Source organism: Jeotgalibaca dankookensis (assembly GCF_002005405.1).
Lineage (GTDB): Bacteria > Bacillota > Bacilli > Lactobacillales > Aerococcaceae > Jeotgalibaca > Jeotgalibaca dankookensis.
Genome location: NZ_CP019728.1, coordinates 1,586,468 through 1,604,598, shown reverse-complemented (window position 1 = coordinate 1,604,598; position 18,131 = coordinate 1,586,468). Strand labels below are relative to the sequence as shown.

Below are 18,131 nucleotides of genomic sequence, written 5' to 3'. Positions count from 1 at the left end.
GAAAAAGCCTCTTCAAATTTTATTTGAAGAGGCTTTTTTATGGGTATTACTTAGAATGATAGAGAAAATCTTTAGGTGTTTTTGAATTATAGCGGATTATTTTACCACTAGTAGGATGAACGAATGAAAGCGTTGAAGCATGTAACCCTAAACGTTTTAATGGGTTTGTCTGAGCGCCGTATTTTTTATCACCTGCAACAGGGTGATAAATTTCTTCCATATGGACGCGAATTTGATTTTTCCGGCCTGTTTCCAGTTCAACTTCTAAAAGAGAATAGTGTGCATTTGCACGTATTTTTCGGTAATGGGTCACAGCGAGCTTACCGCCATTATCATAGTTATGAGAATGCACTTTCATGGCTTTACTTTCAGTTAACCAAGAACGAATGGTTCCTTTATCTTCAGTTATCACCCCTTCAACGAGTGCAATATAGGTACGCTCTTTTACAATGGTATGCCAATCTTTTTGAAGAGCTAATTTGATTGCTTCTGTTTTAGCGTAAACCATAACACCAGATGTATCACGGTCGAGACGGTGAACAATATAAATACGATTCTTTTTATTTTCTTCTTTAACGTAACTGGTTAATTGACTGTAAGCAGTCATTTCAGTTTGGCTACGATCAGCCATAGAAAGAATACCAGAGTCTTTATGGATAATAATGAGAGCATCATCTTCGTACAAAATACGGATGCCTTTTAAAGCAGTGGTTTTCTTAGCAACTTTATTACTTGTAATACCAACGATATCACCTGGTTCAAGAGGATGGTTATGCTGGGTTGTTGTCTTACCGTTAACCGCCACTTGCCCTCTTGTTAAAATAGATTTAACAGCATTCCGACTGAGACCTGATAGCGTCTCAAGTAGAAATGGTAAGAGCGTTGTCTGGGTTTTAATTGTATGGTTTGTTACCCCTTTATGAATGGTAATCACTTCTTCCTTTAAACATTTACTTTAGTATATCAGAAAATTTGTTATAATCTTAATGAGAAATGGAAGGTGGAGCGAAATGAATAATAATGATCGTTTAACACGTTTGCGTTACGCATTAAATATTAAAGATGCTGATATGGTAGAAATTTTTAAAATGGGTGGGGTGACGTTAAGTAGAAAAGACATCCAAAAATTGTTAAATAAACAAGACGATGCCTATGAATTAGAGTTAAGTCATGAGTATCTTGAGCGATTCTTAAACGGATTAATTACATCACAGCGTGGCGTACGCGATGGCTTTGAACCGCAAATGGAACTGAATGAAGAAAATGCAAACAATTTACTACTTAAAAAAGTAAAAATTGCTCTTTCTTTAACGAGTGAAGACATGTTAGAACTGTTAAGTGAAGCAGGAGTTGAAATTTCAAAAAGTGAGTTGAGCGCAGTATTACGCAAAGAAGGTCATCGCAATTATAAGCCTTGTGGGGATCGGTATGTTCGTAATTTTCTAAAAGGTTTAACACTTCGTTACCGCGCATAAGAAACAGATATCGTTTATTATTTTATCTATTTAATGGTAACTTAGAGATAGTAGATTCAATAAAATATATTTGGGAGGCATCGTTAATATGAAGCAATTAAACTGGGCAATACTAGGTACTGGAACGATTGCGAGTGAGTTTGCCACTCAATTTGCGGCAGAAGAGGCAGTTTTATACGGCGTGGCATCGCGAACGCATACAAAAGCAACAGATTTTGCAAGCAAATACGATATTCCGCATACTTATGATTCCTATGAGGCAGCCTTAGCAGATGAAGCCATTGATGTGATTTATGTTGCTGTTCCACATAGTCATCACTATCAACTCATCAAAGAAAGTTTGCAAGCGGGGAAGCATGTTTTATGCGAAAAGGTTATAACCGTAAATGGTGCGCAATTAACAGAGGTAAAAACACTTGCAGAGGAGAAAGGCTTGTACCTTTCAGAAGCTATGACTATTTACAATATGCCACTCTATAAAAAATTGACAGAGTGGATTAGCAGCAATGATTTAGGTCCATTAAAAATGATTCAAGCTTCTTTTGGCAGTTTCAAAGAGGAAGATCCTTCGCTTTATTTTTTCAATAAAGACTTAGCGGGGGGAGCTCTGTTTGATATTGGAACGTATGCACTCTCATTTGTACGCCAATTCCTGACAAGTAAACCGACTGAAGTGAAGACAATGGGCAACTTGCATCAATCAGGTGTTGATGAGACATCAGCAATCATTATGCGTAATGCTGAAAATGAAATGGCAACTGTCTCGCTCACTTTCCGTGCCAAAATGCCTAAACATGGTGTGGTAGCTTTTGAAAAAGGTTTTTTAACTATTACTGATTATCCGCGTGCATCTGAAGCGCGCTTTACAAGTAATGAGGGGCAAGAACAAGTTATTCAAGCGGGAGATTCTAAACAAGCTTTAAACTATGAAATAGCTAATTTTACCCAAATGATTTTAAATAAAGAACAAAACCATACACTTGAAAAAACGGTTGATGTATTAGAAATTATGGATGAAGTACGCAAAGAATGGGGATTAACCTATCCATTTGAATAAAGGAATAACGGTATCTTATCTTTAATTATAAATAAGAAGTGGCTGAGACATTTGTCTCAGCCACTTCTTATTTATAATTATTTTCCTAATTCTTTTTTCATTCTTTCCAATTCATCTTCAACTGCAGCTGAAGTTTGGTTTGCATACTTTTCTTCTAGCGCTTTAGCGGAATCCATTGGTTCAGAATTAAGTTCAGACATAGCGTTTGCTTCGTCTAGTAAACGATTGGCTTTGTCTTCCATTCGACTGAATGACCCCATCGCACTTTCAGATTTGGTTACATTGTCTGAAACATCATTTAAAGTTTCTTGCGCTTTCGCAACAGAAAGTTTGCCTTTAATCATAGCACGACGTTGGCGTAATGTTTCAATATCCTTTGCTAACTTATCGTGCATTTGACGCATTTTAACAGCATTTTCATGAGCAGCCGCATAACTCGTTGCTAAGCCAGCACCGACACTTTCAAGTTCTTGTTTTTTAGAAAGGAAAATACGCGCATCATCTTCGTTATTAGCTTCCAAAGCTTTTTTAGCGAGTTGGTTATATTTGTTTACTTCTGCTTCGTTTTGGTCAATCTCGCGTTTTGCACGAGTTTCCTCAGCCATGATACCAGCTGTACTTTGTTTTACTTCCGCCAAGTCTTCCATCATATCCCGAAGATATTGATCAATCATTTTTTCTGGTTCTTCCATTCGGTCAATGATTGCATTGACATTTGCACTGATAATATCTGAAAAGCGTCCTAAAATTGCCATTATTTATTTCCCCCTTGAGTTTTTTTATTATTTTTTATCATCGTCTGAATATTTTTTTGCTAGTTCATCTGCTAAAGAGTCTGTACCAAAGGTATCGATTGGTTTGTTAAGCATTTCTTCTGTTTGTTTGGCTTTAATCGCTTCTTGTTCTTTACGTTTACGCCACCAGATGAAAAGAACAATCACAATACCGCCAACCCCAAATATGATGAGGACCGGAATCCAAGGTGAAGTAGTTACTTCCATCATACGGTCAGCTGCTTCCTCAAAGGAACGACTGAAAAACTGTTCGTCTGTCAAGCTGCTATCATAGTAGTTGCGATCGATATAATCGAGCAAAATACTGCCAGCTTCTGAATCAATGACTTGTTTAGCTTGGGTGCCAGTTACGTAATGTGAGATATATTGGTTTGGAATCCCTTCATAAAAAACTAGTAACAAATGTGCTTCATCTGTAAAGAGCTCATCATAGAGGTCATTTGCAAAAGCTTCAACTTGTTCATAACTTGCATTTGAAGAGCCATTAATGGAGTCTGTAATGTATAAGTGTGGTTGAACGCCCGTTTTTTTATAGAAATAACGAAGACCACTGTTTAGCTGGCTATCGTTCGTAATCCATTTGGGACTCGCATCATCTGTGAAATAATCTGTTTCATTAACAGAACCAGCCGGTAAAGGCTGACGCTCAATCGTTGATGGCGCAATAGATGAGCTACTGTTTGATCCGCTATTTCCAATCGAACTGATAAAAACAAAAGCTAATATCAAAATAAAACCGATTAGAACGAGAGAACCACAACCAGAAGAACCACCGGGTGAATTATTGGGACCACCACCATAGCGGCGTCTTCTACCAGAGTTATTGATAAATATAGGCCCTGTACGTATGGGGCGTCCACCGTAGCCACCACCGAATATTCCGCCACCGCTTCCACCACGGCCGCCACTTGAACCACCGCCGAATGAGCCACCACCGCGACCTCCTAGACTGCTGCGACCGCCACTGCCACGGGCACCACCGAAGGAGCCACCTCCTCCGCGCATACCGCCGCCGCCAAATGAGCCACCGCCACCTCCTCCGCGGCCTCCACCTCGTGCCATAAACATCCCTCTTTTCTTTTACCGATCGATGCAATCGTTTTTATACCTTAAATATATCACATGCGGTAGACGGTAGCAATCTTGATGCTACCAAACTGAAGCCGTTTTCTATTTAAATCCATTCGCATATTCGAATAGATTTTTCCTACTATAAAGAGTCATTTGGTGTAAACTAGAAGAGACAAGTAAAGAAGGATGTGACCAAATGAAACCACAAATACTGCAACTCATGCCAAACACCTCGGATGAAAAAAGGTGGGTAGCCGAAATTACTGGTGAGGACCCAACCTTTAAATTAAAACGGGATTTTCAACCGGACGATCCAGAAGGCGTTTGGGAAATTTATGATGGATGGTACCAAATTCATGGACAAGCTCAAGGAGTCTCACCATTCAATAAGGAATATGTGCATGTAAAAGATGGGCGAATGACACGTCATCTGCATTTTCGAGTTGTTCTGGCACATTTAGAAGAAATTAAAGCTGCAGAACCTATTCGGATGGAACGGATGCGCAAACAAATCTATAAAATTTTAAATGAAATAAAACAAGCAGCGCCTTATGAACCGGTTGAAGAGGCTATGGAACGTCAAAAAGAAGAGTGTGATTTAACGGATGAACCCGATCAATTGTTAGGTGCAATTGCTGTGCTTAAAACACGCAAAACCAGTATCATTAAAGATTATCAAAAAACCTTTGAGAATTATCAGGAATGGGAATGAAAAAAGCCTTGTAATGTCCGCTCTAACGGCATTACAAGGCTTTGATTAAGTATGAGCCGTACAGGATTTGAACCTGTGACCTCTTCCCTGTCAAGGAAGCATTCTCCCGCTGAACTAACGGCTCAAAATGAGGAAGTAACAGTACTAGTATACCGTTAGAAACGCAGATTTGTCAACTTTAAATTAAGACATTGCCATCAATCAGAATAAGGATATAATAGATAGAGTTAAGGAATTTCGAGGAGGTAAATAATGAATAAAATAGGTTTTGATTCTAAAAAATATGTCGAAGAGCAGAGTCGCTATATTGCAGAGCGCGTTAGCCACTATGATAAATTATATTTGGAATTTGGTGGAAAAATCATTGGTGACAAACACGCAAAACGTGTCCTCCCCGGGTTTGATGAAGATGCTAAAATTAAAATCTTACAACGCTTATCCGACAAAGCAGAAATCGTTATCTGTGTCTATGCAGGTGATATTGAACGGAATAAAATTCGTGGGGATTACGGAATTACTTATGATATGGAAGTTTTCCGTTTAATCGATGAATTTAGAAGTTTAGGACTTTCGGTTAATAGTGTGGTTATTACGCGCTACCATGGTCAACCGAATACCAAATTATTTATAAATAAATTGGAAAAGCGCGATATGAAAGTCTATACTCATAAAAGTATTGAAGGGTATCCCTCAAATGTTGACATGATTGTTAGTAAAGAAGGATTTGGCTCTAACCCCTATATTGAAACAACCAAACCGATTGTAGTGATGACTGCGCCAGGTGGGGGAAGCGGCAAATTGGCAACTTGTTTAAATCAACTTTACCATGAAAATCAACAAGGCCGCTCTGCAGGCTATTCCAAGTTCGAAACCTTTCCTGTTTGGAATATCAGTCTGAAACATCCGTTGAATATGGCTTATGAAGCAGCAACGGTTGATCTAAAAGATATGAACATGATTGATAATTTTCACTTTGAGGCTTACAAAGAAGTAGCGGTTAATTATAACCGTGATATTGAAATCTTTCCGGTCATCAAAAGAATTATCGAAAGAATCACCAAAAAAGAATCCATTTATCAATCGCCAACGGATATGGGTGTAAACCGAGTAGGCTTTGGTATTGTAGATGATGAAGTGGTACGTGAAGCATCAAACCAAGAAATCATTCGGAGAAGTTTTACTGTTCAATGTGACTATAAAAAAGGTTTGTTAGGGAAAGATATTGTTTCAAGCATGCAAATTTTGCTAGATCAAGCCAATTTAAAACAAACGGATCGCCCAGCAGTACAACCGGCTAGAGACTATGCCAAACGCTGTCGGAAACGTTCAGAAACAAACGAGACACCTGCCGTCATTGCTTTTGAACTAAAAAATGGTCAAATCGTAACAGGACGTACTTCTAACTTAATGGATTCTTCTTCTGCGGCTATTTTAAATTCGATTAAACAACTAGCCAATGTTGCAGATGAAATCCCTCTACTTTCTTTAGCTATTCTTGAAACCATTCAAAAGACAAAATCTGATGTGTTGCGAAATCGCCGCCCCGTACTCAATGCCAATGAAATTCTAATCGCTCTTGCCATTAGTGCAGTTACCAACCCAACCGCCCAAATGTGCTACAATAAACTCTATGAGTTAGAAGGCGTTCAAGCCCATTCAACTGTTATGCTGAAAAAAGATGACGAACAAATTTTACGCAATCTAGGGATCGATATTACAAGTGACCCGGAATACCCATCAGAGAATCTTTATTATATTTAAACGGCAAATCGGAGAGGTCCTAAACAGACGCTTCGATTTCTGCTATAATACCAATGGTGTATCACATTAGAAGAGGTGGAAAAAATGCCCTTATCATTTGAAGAGAAAAAGAGAATTTTTGACAGTTATGAAGAATTAGAAGCCGTTCCAGTGTCTCTAAACCGATTAAATTATCATTTTAAAGAAAGTGCGGTTGCCAAAACCACGGTTGTCCGATTTTTGCATCCAAACGGAAATGCGTTAATTTATGCTGGCTATTTACCAAAGGAAGAGACACAAAAAGGATATGTATCCGTACTTGATGAAGATGAAGAAGAAATTCGCGAGTGGGTTGAAAAGGCGATTGCTCACCTCAAAAAGACTGAAGATGGCTATGAAGATGGTTACTTTGAAGACTGGGTGCATATAAATGGTGATCGCTTGCAACTCACTTATGAAAATCCTGTATGGACTATTTTATTACCAGATGGTCAAGTAGAGGCTGTCTTTAAAACGAAAGAAGCGTGTGAAGGTTATTTACGCGATGAAGGTTTTGAGAAAGGATAAAAAATGGCTAGATCACGAAAAAAGAAAGATGAATTAGATATAAAATTGAAAGTGATTACAGCCATCTTAACTGTTTCCGCAACCTTTTTTGTACTTTTAACGCAACCAATTCCGGTTATAGAAGAGTTTGTTGAATCAATTTTTATGACCGAATCCATCCCAGAATCAGAGTTAACTTATCTGGAGTATGATGGCGTCAATCAAGTGATTGAAATTAATAATAATGTTCCTGAATTCACGCCTGATGAATTATCTCTCGAAGATGGAAGTTGGCAATCGTTCAGTGAAATTGATCGCTTTAATCGGGTCGGTCCGGCTCATGCGATGTTAAGTACGGATTTATATCCCACGACTGAGCGCGAGAGTTTATATATTGACCCATCTGGTTGGAACCAAAGGGAACTCGAAAATGGTCAATGGCTATATAATCGGAGTCATCTGATTGGTTTTCAACTGACGGGTGAAAATAATAATATTCGTAATTTAATGACGGGTACAAGGAGTTTAAATAACCCACACATGTTACGTTTTGAAAACGATATTGCTTATTACTTAGAGCAAACTGGCCACCACGTACGCTATAAGGTCCAACCTGTTTTTCGCGATGAAGAATTAGTAGCACGAGGGGTCCATATGATGGCACAATCAGTAGAAGATGATGGCTTATACTTCAATGTTTATATTTTCAATATTCAAGATGGTTATGAAATTAATTATCAAGATGGGAGCAGTACCAAACAATAAAAGGAGGAAACAAGATGAAAAAATACATTCTTCCGCAAACAAAATTGGGGAAAATATCCGTTTGGGGAATAATCTATTTTCTAATAAGTTGGGGGCTCGTTGCTTATTTAGAACCACGGTTTGGTAGTGGCAATCAATTGACCCATTCGACTATGGATTGGATTCTTTTTCTTTTTGCGTTAACAGGGATGCTAGCTGCTTTTGTGAGTGTTGTAGGTAACTTAATTGCTATTGTTTGGCGAGAAGATCGCACGCTTGTAGGGATTACTGCTTTTATTATTACCGTACCTATTGCAATTTTACTAATCAGTTTTTTAATTAGCGTTATTATTTTATAAATTGAAGGGAAGAAGGGAGCGGTTCAAATCCCATTCTTTCCTTATTTTTAAATTGACAAAGCGAACGTGTGTTCCTATAATGAAATAAATAGATGAAAAGGAAGTGTTCAAATGGATATTCGTCAAGAGATTATGGCTTATCAACCTTATAATGAACAAGAAAGAACTGATAAAGCTCGTATGTTAGAGTATATTGATACTTACCAAGATTTATTGACACGTGAAAATAAATTAGCGCATTTTACAGCCTCGGCATGGATTGTCAATCAAAATTTAAAAAAAGTAGTTATGGCGTATCATAATATTTATGACTCTTGGGCATGGGTAGGTGGGCATGTAGACGGGGACGCCAATTTTCTTCGCGTTGCTTTAAAAGAAGCAAATGAAGAGACTGGTTTAGAGAGTTTAAAAGCACTGCGTGAAGAGATTTATGCACTAGAAATTCTAGATGTACCGGCGCATGAAAAAAGAGGCGAAAAAATTGCAGAGCACTTGCATCTTAATGTTACCTATTTACTACAAGCAGACGAAAGAGAATCTCTAGTTATAAAATCAGATGAAAATAGTGCCTTAGACTGGGTGGAACGAGACCAAGCAGTTGTATTGTCTACTGAACCGTTCATGAAAACCATTTACCAAAAGTTGAATGATAAGTTAGAGATGTTATCTTAATCAAAAAAACAGACAATCTATTCGATTGTCCGTTTTTCTTCATCAATATCAATGATATTTTCGATATTTTGTACCCATTCTAAAGTTCCCATATAAGTGCCATCGTCATCGCGAACAGCTGCATAACTAACCATAATATAAGTTCCTTTCATACGGAACCACAATTGTTCAATCTCTTTTTTACCTGCTTTAAAGTCGGCAATTAATTGGCGTACAATAGGCTGGCTTTTAGGTGGATGGCAATTATAGACTTCACGACCAATAGCATTTTGCGTCCGGGGGAGAAGTTTTTCTCCGGGGCCATTATTAAAATATTTAACAATATCATTGGCATCTACAAACGTTAATTCTAACGGTTGTAAATCTAAAATCTTTTGTAATTCTTTGTGTGTTAGATACCCCGTATCTAAAGAGATAGTATCATCGTCCAAAGCATCAGAAGATTCAAAGGATGCCCGTTGAGGCGTCCATTTTACTTCTGGTTTAATGATGCAATACCCAATTTCATCTGACTCTTCGGCAATAGAAATCCAGTCGTCTTCATTAAAGAAAGGAGAAATCATCGGTAACATAATTTCTTCTTCCTTCACAATCATTTCTTCAATTTCATATTTAACCGTTTCAAAGTTTAACCCTTCCAACTTATCATCAGAGATGGCTTGACGAAAATCGCGAATTAAATCGCGAATTTGATCATCTACTCCCCACATAACTTTCGGTGGCGCCAACAAACCATAACGCTCCATGATTGGGAAATAAGAATGTTCTTTGCGAGCATAATGGTTATCAATTTCCCAGAGGATATCTAGCTGTCTCAATAGCCCCTTTTTCAATTCCGCATCCGGATCAGGCAAGTAAACGGCTAAGAGCTTATCAATGCGGTCCAGCGCACTTTCAATCGCTAAATTTTCTTCTTTCAAAACGCGAATAGGGTGTCCAGGTTTATCGACTTCTTCACTATTTTCGTAAACAGCTTCAATGGAGCCATTAAAAAGGGAAGCGTGAACGTTACACAGACGCATAATTTCTTCTGCTTCAATACCTTGTGACATTAATCGCCGTTCCATTACGGAAATTTCAAAAGCACTCACATTGTTAAAATGCTGTTTAAATTCTTTTTTGATTACCTCTTCGTCTTCATTCGCATGTAGACGTGTAATTAAATCTTTTAACACCGCTTGTCTTTCTTCGAATTCCTTGGAACGTTTGTTTTTTAATTCTTCTATCATAAATGTTTCTCCTTCACTTGGAAACCGTTATTTTGCATCGTTGTAACAATGGTTTCATAGGAGATACCAAATTGTTTAGCCGCCTTGCCGAGTGTCATCATCCTTCCAGCAGTCTGTAACATTTTATCATCCCGGAGCGGACTAAAGCCCAGTCCGACAATCACTTCACGAACCTCTGGATGTTTGCTGACAGTATCATAAACCGTATCATTCAAACTGATTTCTTTCATTTTTTCACCTCGGTTAAATCTTATCAGAGCTCCGCATTAATTCAAGGCGCTCGAGTAATTCTTCGTCAGAAAGTTTTTCTAGTTGTTCATAATAAGCACTGACAGAACCTTGGTAGGTTCGTGTCCGGTCAATGGCTACGACTTCATCAACCTCTTGGTCTAATTTTTGAGCCATTTGCTCTGGCACAACAGGGATTGCAACTACAATCTTACTTGGATTTTGCTTCTTAACATCGTCAATAGCAGCTAACATGGTAAAACCTGTTGCAATGCCATCGTCAACAATAATAGCAGTTTTACCAGTTGCAAAATGTTTGATGTCTCCAAATTTGTAGCGTCTATACTTAATTTCATTCTTTAATTTTGCTTCTTCATTTTCCAACCACTCATCTTCTACTTTAGCAATCTCTGAGTCATTATAAATGGACATACCATTTTCCGATATCGCGCCAATGGCATAAACGGGATTATAAGGATGTTTTATTTTTTTTGTAAAAATTAATTCTAATGGTGCGTCTAATACTTTGGAGACTTCAATACCTATGGGAACACCACCATGAGATAAGGAAAAAACAACGACCTCTTGATTTTTGTATGCCTGTAACTTTTCGGCTAGCTGTTTGCCAGCATCTGTACGGTTTAAGAACATAATGAAGCTCCTTTCTTATTATCAATAAAACGTTTTTTTTATACCTTAATGATAACATTAATTTAGTTATAATCCCATTGTAAAAAAAGTAGACAGTCTGGATATGTGTATCAGTTTGCTAACTCCTTAAAAAATCAAAGCTATAATAAGGTAAAGAAAGAATAGATATGATAAAATGAGTAAGGATACTAGAACAGTTTATTTTATTAAATAACAGTAAATGAAAGGAGGCGGAACCGTGCACTTGATTGATAAAGAAGCAGGTATAACAGCTATGGAAGAACGCTTACGGGGAATGGAATATAATATTAAAGGAAATATGGCCTTGAGTAGTTTACCTGCCTTACGGGAAGCATTTCAAGCCTATCCCGATCACCCACAAGTTAATTATTTATTGGGTTTAAGTTACTTCAAACGGCATGACTACCAAAAAGCAATGGCGTTTTCTCAAAAAGCGGTTGATCTTAAGCCTACGCAAGATAATTACTTAGTATTATTAGCACAACTTTATAACCATTTAAAACTTCCGCAAGATGCAGAACATTTAGCAGCGCGTGCTTATGAAGCTAATTCCTCTAATTGGGAAGCAGCCAAAATCCTTTCTGAAATGGCTTTTGGTCGGAATCAGTTAGATAAATCCCTAGAGTTAATCGAAGGGATTTTGAAGGAACGGCCTAAAACTTACGCCTCTCACCGTTTAAAAACGAAAATATTACTTCAAAAAGAAGCGCCAGTTGAAACTATACTAGCAGCGATTGCTGAGTCAGAAAAATATGGCTACGATGATGATATTGAATACGACCGCGTTTATGCCTATTACATTCATGGTGACTTTGAAGAATGTCGTAAAATGTTTGAGTATTTAAAACAAACGCGCCCATTATCACCCAGTACAGCAAAGGTTGCTTCCTTAATTGCGAGCATGCAACCGAATAAGAATAAACGCGAACAGTCTGGAGACTTTTTTAATTTTGAACCGAGTCAACCTTATAAAAAAACCAAGCCTTCTTTAGAGCATTCATTGGAAGAACTCAATCAGCTAGTTGGTTTAGACGAGGTAAAACGGGAAGTAAATCAAATTGTTAAATTAATGGAGTATGACAAACGTCGTGCTTACATGCTGTCAATTGAAAAAAAAGAAGAGGCTAGCTACCATTTCGCTTTTTCAGGAAATCCCGGAACCGGAAAAACAACAGTTGCGCGAATTTTAGGGGATATTTTTGCAGCTTTAGGTATTTTAGAAACGGGTCAATTAGTTGAAGTAGATCGTTCTGATTTAGTTGGTGGCTACATGGGACAGACAGCTCAAAAAACACGTGAAGCAATCGAATCTGCTAAGGGTGGTGTGCTCTTTATTGATGAGGCCTACTCATTAGCTTCAGGAAAGAGTGACCAGTCTGATTATGGTTCAGAAGCACTCGAAGTCTTGATTAAAGCGATGGAAGATTATCGTAAAGACTTCATTGTTATTTTGGCAGGTTATGACAATGGTATGAAGGAACTATTAAAATCAAATCCTGGGTTATCCAGTCGTATAAATATGCAAATTAATTTTGATGATTTTACAGATTACGAGTTACTAGCTATTGCTAAAAAACAAGCTGAAAATAACCATTATACATTGACAGAAGATGCCGAAAAGGCTTTCTTGGTAAGAATTAACCAAGAAAAAGTTTTGCCACAATTTGCCAATGCTCGCGCAGTTCGAAACATTATGGAAGCGGCCATGCGTGAGCGTGCCTTTCGTTTAAGCGACCAGAGTGTAACGGAAGAGGATTTGGTTATTTTAGAACCATTGGATTTTGGAATTAATCCTGAACAGCTATTCGGAGATGATATTAAAGATTTAATGGGAGAATTACAGGCTTTAGTTGGTTTGGATGATGTAAAAGAGCAAGTAAAATCAATTATTAATTACGTTCGAGCTGAGAAGCGCCGCGAAGAACACGGCTATCAACTCAATGATTTAGCGCTTCACATGGTCTTTACTGGAAAGCCAGGAACAGGGAAAACAACCATTGCCCGTTTAATTAGCCAAATACTTAAATCAATTGGCGTTTTGAAACGGGGACATATGATCGAAGTAACCCGTGATGACTTGGTCGGTCAATATATTGGCCAAACAGGGCCCAAAACGCTTGAGAAAATTAAAGAAGCTTATGGTGGGGTGCTTTTTATTGATGAGGCTTACTCTCTTTATTCTGGCTCACAGAATGATTTCGGGTTTGAAGCAATCAGTACGTTGATAAAGGAAATGGAAGATAACCGCGATAAGTTGGTTGTTATTATGGCTGGTTATCCGGTTGAAATGGAACGGATGCTGAGTATGAACGCTGGAATACGAAGTCGTATTGCCTATACAATAGATTTTCCAGATTACAGCAGCGATGAGCTACTCGAAATTTTCGTGATGGCTGCGCATCAGCAAGGTTTTATCGTGACAGAAGAGACGAAAGAAAAAGTACAACAAGTTTTTGCAGATGGCTTTAGCAAACGAGATCAACATTTCGGGAACGCACGTGCTGCCCGTAGTCTCTTTGAAAAAGCAAAACTTCAGCAAAGTAATCGTCTTGCGCTTGATGAAGAAGCAGATCTATTTACACTCTTGCCACAAGATATCAAAGAAACATTCTAAAAAGGCAACTTTCCTCCTTTATGAGGAAAAGCTGCCTTTTCTATTTAGTAAGTGCATCCAAAATCGCGTCATTCTATGATTATGGTATAGTATGACAGAATCTAAGAGAACGAAAGGGATTGACTATTATTATGCAAAAAAGTGTCGTATTAGCTGAGAAACCATCAGTTGCACGCGATATTGCGCGTGTTTTAAAATGCAATAAAAAAGGGCAAGGCTATCTGGAAGGCGATCGTTATATTGTGACATGGGCGCTCGGCCACTTGGTTACTTTAGCCGAACCAGAACACTACGATAAAAAATATAAAACTTGGAATTTAAATGATTTACCTATGTTACCCCAAGATTTAAAACTAACAGTTATTAAACAAACCAGTAAGCAGTACAATGCGGTCAAGCAACAACTTAATCGTAAAGATGTTAATGAAATTATTATTGCAACCGATGCAGGACGCGAAGGAGAACTTGTTGCGCGTTGGACGATTGAAAAAGCCAATGTCCATAAGCCTATCAAACGTTTGTGGATATCATCTGTAACAGATAAAGCCATTAAGGATGGTTTTAATAACCTAAAACCTGGTAAAAATTATGAAAATTTATACCAGTCAGCAGTTGCTAGGTCCGAAGCCGATTGGTATATCGGTTTGAATGCAACGCGTGCGTTAACAACGAAACATAACGCACAACTTAACTGTGGACGTGTTCAAACGCCAGTGGTAGCAATTATCCAACAGCGCGAAGAAGAAATCAAGAAGTTCCAACCAAAAAACTATTATGGTTTGGAGGCGCAAACTGATCAAGGCTTGAAATTAATTTGGCGCGATAAAAATAATAATACGCGCTCATTTGATCGAGATGACATTCAAATGATACAAAAAAAAATAGGGAATCAAGCTGCAACAATTGAGTCACTTACTAGTAAGCGTAAAAAAACGCCTGCACCGGGACTCTATGATTTAACTGAGCTACAAAGGGATGCGAACCGTTTCTTTGGTTACTCAGCTAAGGAAACCTTGAATCTCATGCAGACGCTTTATGAACGTCATAAACTTTTGACCTATCCACGGACAGATTCTCGCTTTTTATCTCAAGATATTGTAGCAACGATTCCGGATCGACTCAAAGCAATTGCTATTCCTGCTTACCGTCCGTTAGCTAATAAGCTAGTAAATCAACCAATTAAAACCAATAAGTCTTTTGTAGACGACAGTAAAGTTTCGGACCATCATGCGATTATTCCTACCGAAGAAAGGGTTCCGATCCAAAATCTGAGTGACCGAGAGCGGAAAATCTATGATTTGGTTGTCAAACGTTTCTTAGTTGCTCTATCTCCAAGTGAAATATGGGAAGAAGTTACATTGGAAACGAGCCTAGCAGGTGAAAGCTTTGTTGCAAAAGGAAAAACCATTATTGAAGCAGGCTGGCGTGATGTTTACAACCAAGACGAAGAAGATAATGAATCTGATGGAGATGTAAAAAACCAGTTATTGCCACAGCTTCATAAAGGTGAAAAATTATCCATTCGTGTATTAAATGAAACCAGTGGGCAAACCAAACCACCTGCTTATTTTACAGAAGCGACTTTATTAACAGCTATGGAAAATCCTGCTAAATATATGGCTTCTTCAGATAAAAAGTTAGCTCAAACCTTAAGAGAAACAGGTGGACTGGGTACTGTTGCAACGCGCGCCGATATTATTGATAAACTATTTAGCTCATTTATGATTGAAAAACGCGGAAATAGTATTCATACTACTGGCAAAGGACGTCAACTCTTAGAACTCGTTCCTTCTGAATTAAAATCACCAGAATTAACAGGAGATTGGGAATTACGCCTTGAAAAAATTGCCAAAGGTCAACTGGACAAAGATACCTTTATTCAAGAAATGAAAACTTATACTAAAAAAATTGTCTCTGAAATAAAACAGAGTGATGCCAAATTTAAGCATGATAATCTGACCAGTAAACCTTGTCCCGATTGTGGAAAGCCAATGTTGGAAGTAACCGGTAAAAAAGGCAAAATGCTAGTTTGTCAGGATCGAGAATGTGGTCATCGTAAAAATATTTCGCGTCTAACCAATGCACGCTGTCCACAATGTCATAAAAAACTCGAAATGGTGGGTGAAGGGGATGGCCAAATGTTTGTATGTAAAAATTGTGGCTTCCGCGAAAAACTATCTGCTTTTCAACAAAGAAAAAAACAAAGCAGTAAAAAAGCCGATAAACGTGATGTAAGAAAGTTTTTAAACAAGCAAGAAAAAGAAGAACCACTCAATAATGCCCTATTTGATGCTTTAAAAGGACTGAAATTAGACGATTAAAGAAGGAGTTAGCAATAGCCTGACACGCTATTGCTAACTTTTTATTTTATTGAATATAAAGGTTGTTCAGGTAGAATAAAGACATAAGAGTATAATGAAAAGAGGGAATCAAAATGGATGTACATGCCCTGTTAGTTTTAATTATCCCCGTTATATCCGCTATTATTGAATTGATTGGTGTCTTGATTATTATTTATGGAGTTGTGCGGTCGCTGTTTTTCTTTCTCCTTTCCCGTGGAAATCTCATGGCTTCTGATCCGAAATTGGATTTAGCCAAAGCACTGGCATATAGTTTAGAATTTAAATTAGCTGCTGAGATTCTCAAAACAGTTGTAATCCAGACCTTAGATGAATTTGTTATTTTAGCAGCAATCGTTGTGTTGCGTGTGATTCTAACCTTTGTCATCCACTGGGAAATCGAAAATAGTGAAAAAAGTAAGCTGGTTAATCGAATAGATGAAATGAAAAAATAAAAAAGACTAATATCCTCGCTGTAGAAGAAATCTTCATCATTAGAAAGTTAAACATAGGTGCTTATGATGAAAAATAGCGATAATTTATCATAAGTAAGCAAAATATAATCGCTAATGATGAAATAGTCATCATTTTCATCACTAGCATCTTTATTTAATATGTTAGTGATGAATAGGCAAAAAAAAGAAGCTAAAAGCTTCTTTTTTTATTCTTCTTCAATTTCAAATCGTCCAGCAACATTGCCATAATAACGATTATAATGTTTTCTAAACTTATTGAATATATATTCGAACAAGACTTGTGCAACAGCAAAAATAGGAACTCCGAGTATCATACCGACAATACCTAAAAGGTTGCCCATAATCAGTAAGACGATAATGATAGTCAGTGGATGTATTTTCAGCTTTTTACCCATAATATTTGGCTCAATAATATTCCCTTGAACGGCTTGAGCAACCACCCAAACGACAATCATCTTGATAAGCATAGCAGGGGAGGTAAAGGCAGCGACAATAATGGCTGGAATAATCCCAATGGTTGCACCAATAAAAGGAATAACAGCAGTGATGGTTGCAATTACCGCTAGAACGAAGGCATAATCAAGCCCAATAATCAGGTAACCAAAAAATAAAATGACTCCTAAACTCAATGCCACTAGGGCCACCCCGACAACATAAGAACTTAAGACTTCACTGATACGTCGCCCAATGGTTACTAAATCTTTACGAAAGACAGGCGGTGTATACTGCATAATAAAAGGTTTGAATTTCCCGCGGTCAGCCAGCATAAAAAAGAGAATAATTGGAAAAGTAACAACAGCAACGACAACATTCGAAATAGTGGAAAAGACATCAAAAATTTGCTGAGAAGAGCTGGAAATCCAATTCCAAATTTCCCCGGGGGCTTCACTAATACGTGAGTCCAAACTCCCAATCATATCGTTAAAATAAGTTTCAAATTGACTCCCAACAAAAAACTCTTTAAAATTTTGATTTAGTCCCTGAATATATTCAGGGAAATCACTTGCGAAATCAGTAATTTGCTCTGTCAATATTGGGACAACCGATAAAATTCCAGCCGCAATTAAAAGGATAACGCCAAGAAATGCAATGATCGTTCCCCAAATACGACCTATTTTCTTTTTTTCTAGAAAAGATACGAGTGGGTTCAGAATATAAAAGAAGATAATAGCCAGAACAATTGGCGTCACAATAGTTGAGAATATAACGCGTAATGGGTAAAAGATAAAAGCTATTTGCTGGTAAACCATGATTAACAGACCAATTAGAATAAAAGCCGTTAAGGAAAAAAGAAGGTTTTTGCCTCCGAAAAATTGCATGAATTTGGAGCTTTTAAGAAAACTGGTAGACGATTTTTTTTCTTGTTCAACCATATAAACACTCCTTTAGTAATTATTTTCTTT

18 protein-coding genes and 1 tRNA gene are annotated in these 18,131 nt (G+C 37.7%); 11 read left to right on the top strand and 8 right to left on the bottom strand.

Annotation, left to right across the window (positions count from 1 at the left end; all coding sequences use genetic code 11):
- Positions 1-46: 46 nt before the first annotated feature.
- On the bottom strand, positions 47-934 hold the full coding sequence (locus BW727_RS07895; RefSeq protein WP_077795820.1) for an RluA family pseudouridine synthase: 888 nt from the start codon (positions 932-934) through the stop codon (positions 47-49).
- A 76-nt stretch (positions 935-1,010) separates the two neighbouring features.
- On the opposite strand from BW727_RS07895, the gene BW727_RS07890 reads away from it, so the two are divergent.
- Both BW727_RS07890 and BW727_RS07885 read left to right on the top strand, forming a co-directional pair.
- Entirely contained in the window at positions 1,011-1,475 is a 465-nt protein-coding gene (locus tag BW727_RS07890) for a YehS family protein (RefSeq protein ID WP_062469798.1), read from the top strand.
- 88 nt (positions 1,476-1,563) lie between these two features.
- On the top strand, positions 1,564-2,532 hold the full coding sequence (locus BW727_RS07885) for a Gfo/Idh/MocA family protein (protein ID WP_062469801.1): 969 nt from the start codon (positions 1,564-1,566) through the stop codon (positions 2,530-2,532).
- A gap of 77 nt (positions 2,533-2,609) precedes the next feature.
- Here the strand turns inward: BW727_RS07885 and BW727_RS07880 are convergent, their stop codons facing one another.
- A complete protein-coding gene (locus BW727_RS07880) occupies positions 2,610-3,287 on the bottom strand; it encodes a PspA/IM30 family protein (RefSeq protein ID WP_062469805.1) in 678 nt (225 codons plus the stop codon).
- Positions 3,288-3,314: 27 nt separating this feature from the next.
- A complete protein-coding gene (locus BW727_RS07875; RefSeq protein ID WP_216596676.1) occupies positions 3,315-4,388 on the bottom strand; it encodes a hypothetical protein in 1,074 nt (357 codons plus the stop codon).
- Between the two features lie 205 nt (positions 4,389-4,593).
- On the opposite strand from BW727_RS07875, the gene BW727_RS07865 reads away from it, so the two are divergent.
- The gene (locus BW727_RS07865) at positions 4,594-5,109 is read left to right on the top strand and encodes a hypothetical protein (protein WP_062469807.1); all 516 of its coding nucleotides are present in this window, start codon (positions 4,594-4,596) and stop codon (positions 5,107-5,109) included.
- A gap of 52 nt (positions 5,110-5,161) precedes the next feature.
- Here the strand turns inward: BW727_RS07865 and BW727_RS07860 are convergent.
- A tRNA-Val gene (locus BW727_RS07860) sits at positions 5,162-5,233 on the bottom strand.
- Between the two features lie 128 nt (positions 5,234-5,361).
- On the opposite strand from BW727_RS07860, the gene BW727_RS07855 reads away from it, so the two are divergent.
- From BW727_RS07855 to BW727_RS07835, 5 genes are all read left to right on the top strand, one after another.
- On the top strand, positions 5,362-6,870 hold the full coding sequence (locus BW727_RS07855; RefSeq protein WP_062469808.1) for a DUF1846 domain-containing protein: 1,509 nt from the start codon (positions 5,362-5,364) through the stop codon (positions 6,868-6,870).
- 84 nt (positions 6,871-6,954) lie between these two features.
- On the top strand, positions 6,955-7,416 hold the full coding sequence (locus BW727_RS07850) for a hypothetical protein (RefSeq protein WP_062469809.1): 462 nt from the start codon (positions 6,955-6,957) through the stop codon (positions 7,414-7,416).
- A 3-nt stretch (positions 7,417-7,419) separates the two neighbouring features.
- Positions 7,420-8,160 (top strand): DNA/RNA non-specific endonuclease, encoded by a 741-nt coding sequence (locus BW727_RS07845; protein WP_062469812.1) that lies wholly within the window; start codon positions 7,420-7,422, stop codon positions 8,158-8,160.
- 14 nt (positions 8,161-8,174) lie between these two features.
- Positions 8,175-8,498: a hypothetical protein gene (locus BW727_RS07840; RefSeq protein WP_062469815.1), complete on the top strand. Its 324-nt coding sequence runs from the start codon at positions 8,175-8,177 to the stop codon at positions 8,496-8,498.
- Positions 8,499-8,609: 111 nt separating this feature from the next.
- Entirely contained in the window at positions 8,610-9,170 is a 561-nt protein-coding gene (locus BW727_RS07835; protein ID WP_062469818.1) for an NUDIX hydrolase, read from the top strand.
- Between the two features lie 17 nt (positions 9,171-9,187).
- Here BW727_RS07835 and BW727_RS07830 read toward each other — a convergent pair whose 3' ends face one another.
- Genes BW727_RS07830 through BW727_RS07820 form a run of 3 tightly spaced genes read right to left on the bottom strand, consistent with a single transcriptional unit; the run spans position 9,188 to position 11,278 of the window.
- Positions 9,188-10,399, bottom strand: coding sequence for a DUF438 domain-containing protein (locus BW727_RS07830; protein ID WP_062469821.1), 1,212 nt, complete (start codon positions 10,397-10,399; stop codon positions 9,188-9,190).
- Entirely contained in the window at positions 10,396-10,629 is a 234-nt protein-coding gene (locus BW727_RS07825; protein ID WP_062469824.1) for a DUF1858 domain-containing protein, read from the bottom strand. The genes BW727_RS07830 and BW727_RS07825 overlap by 4 nt, the downstream gene beginning before the upstream one ends.
- Positions 10,630-10,642: 13 nt before the next feature.
- Positions 10,643-11,278: a phosphoribosyltransferase gene (locus BW727_RS07820; RefSeq protein ID WP_062469827.1), complete on the bottom strand. Its 636-nt coding sequence runs from the start codon at positions 11,276-11,278 to the stop codon at positions 10,643-10,645.
- 238 nt (positions 11,279-11,516) lie between these two features.
- Between BW727_RS07820 and BW727_RS07815 the strand changes: the two genes are divergently transcribed.
- The 3 genes from BW727_RS07815 (at position 11,517) to BW727_RS07805 (ending at position 16,707) form a co-directional block, all read left to right on the top strand.
- Entirely contained in the window at positions 11,517-13,913 is a 2,397-nt protein-coding gene (locus BW727_RS07815; RefSeq protein WP_062469830.1) for an AAA family ATPase, read from the top strand.
- A 119-nt stretch (positions 13,914-14,032) separates the two neighbouring features.
- Positions 14,033-16,234: a DNA topoisomerase III gene (locus tag BW727_RS07810; RefSeq protein WP_269466547.1), complete on the top strand. Its 2,202-nt coding sequence runs from the start codon at positions 14,033-14,035 to the stop codon at positions 16,232-16,234.
- A 113-nt stretch (positions 16,235-16,347) separates the two neighbouring features.
- A complete protein-coding gene (locus BW727_RS07805; protein ID WP_062469833.1) occupies positions 16,348-16,707 on the top strand; it encodes a DUF1622 domain-containing protein in 360 nt (119 codons plus the stop codon).
- A 206-nt stretch (positions 16,708-16,913) separates the two neighbouring features.
- Here the strand turns inward: BW727_RS07805 and BW727_RS07800 are convergent, their stop codons facing one another.
- On the bottom strand, positions 16,914-18,101 hold the full coding sequence (locus tag BW727_RS07800) for an AI-2E family transporter (RefSeq protein WP_062469836.1): 1,188 nt from the start codon (positions 18,099-18,101) through the stop codon (positions 16,914-16,916).
- Positions 18,102-18,131: the final 30 nt, after the last annotated feature.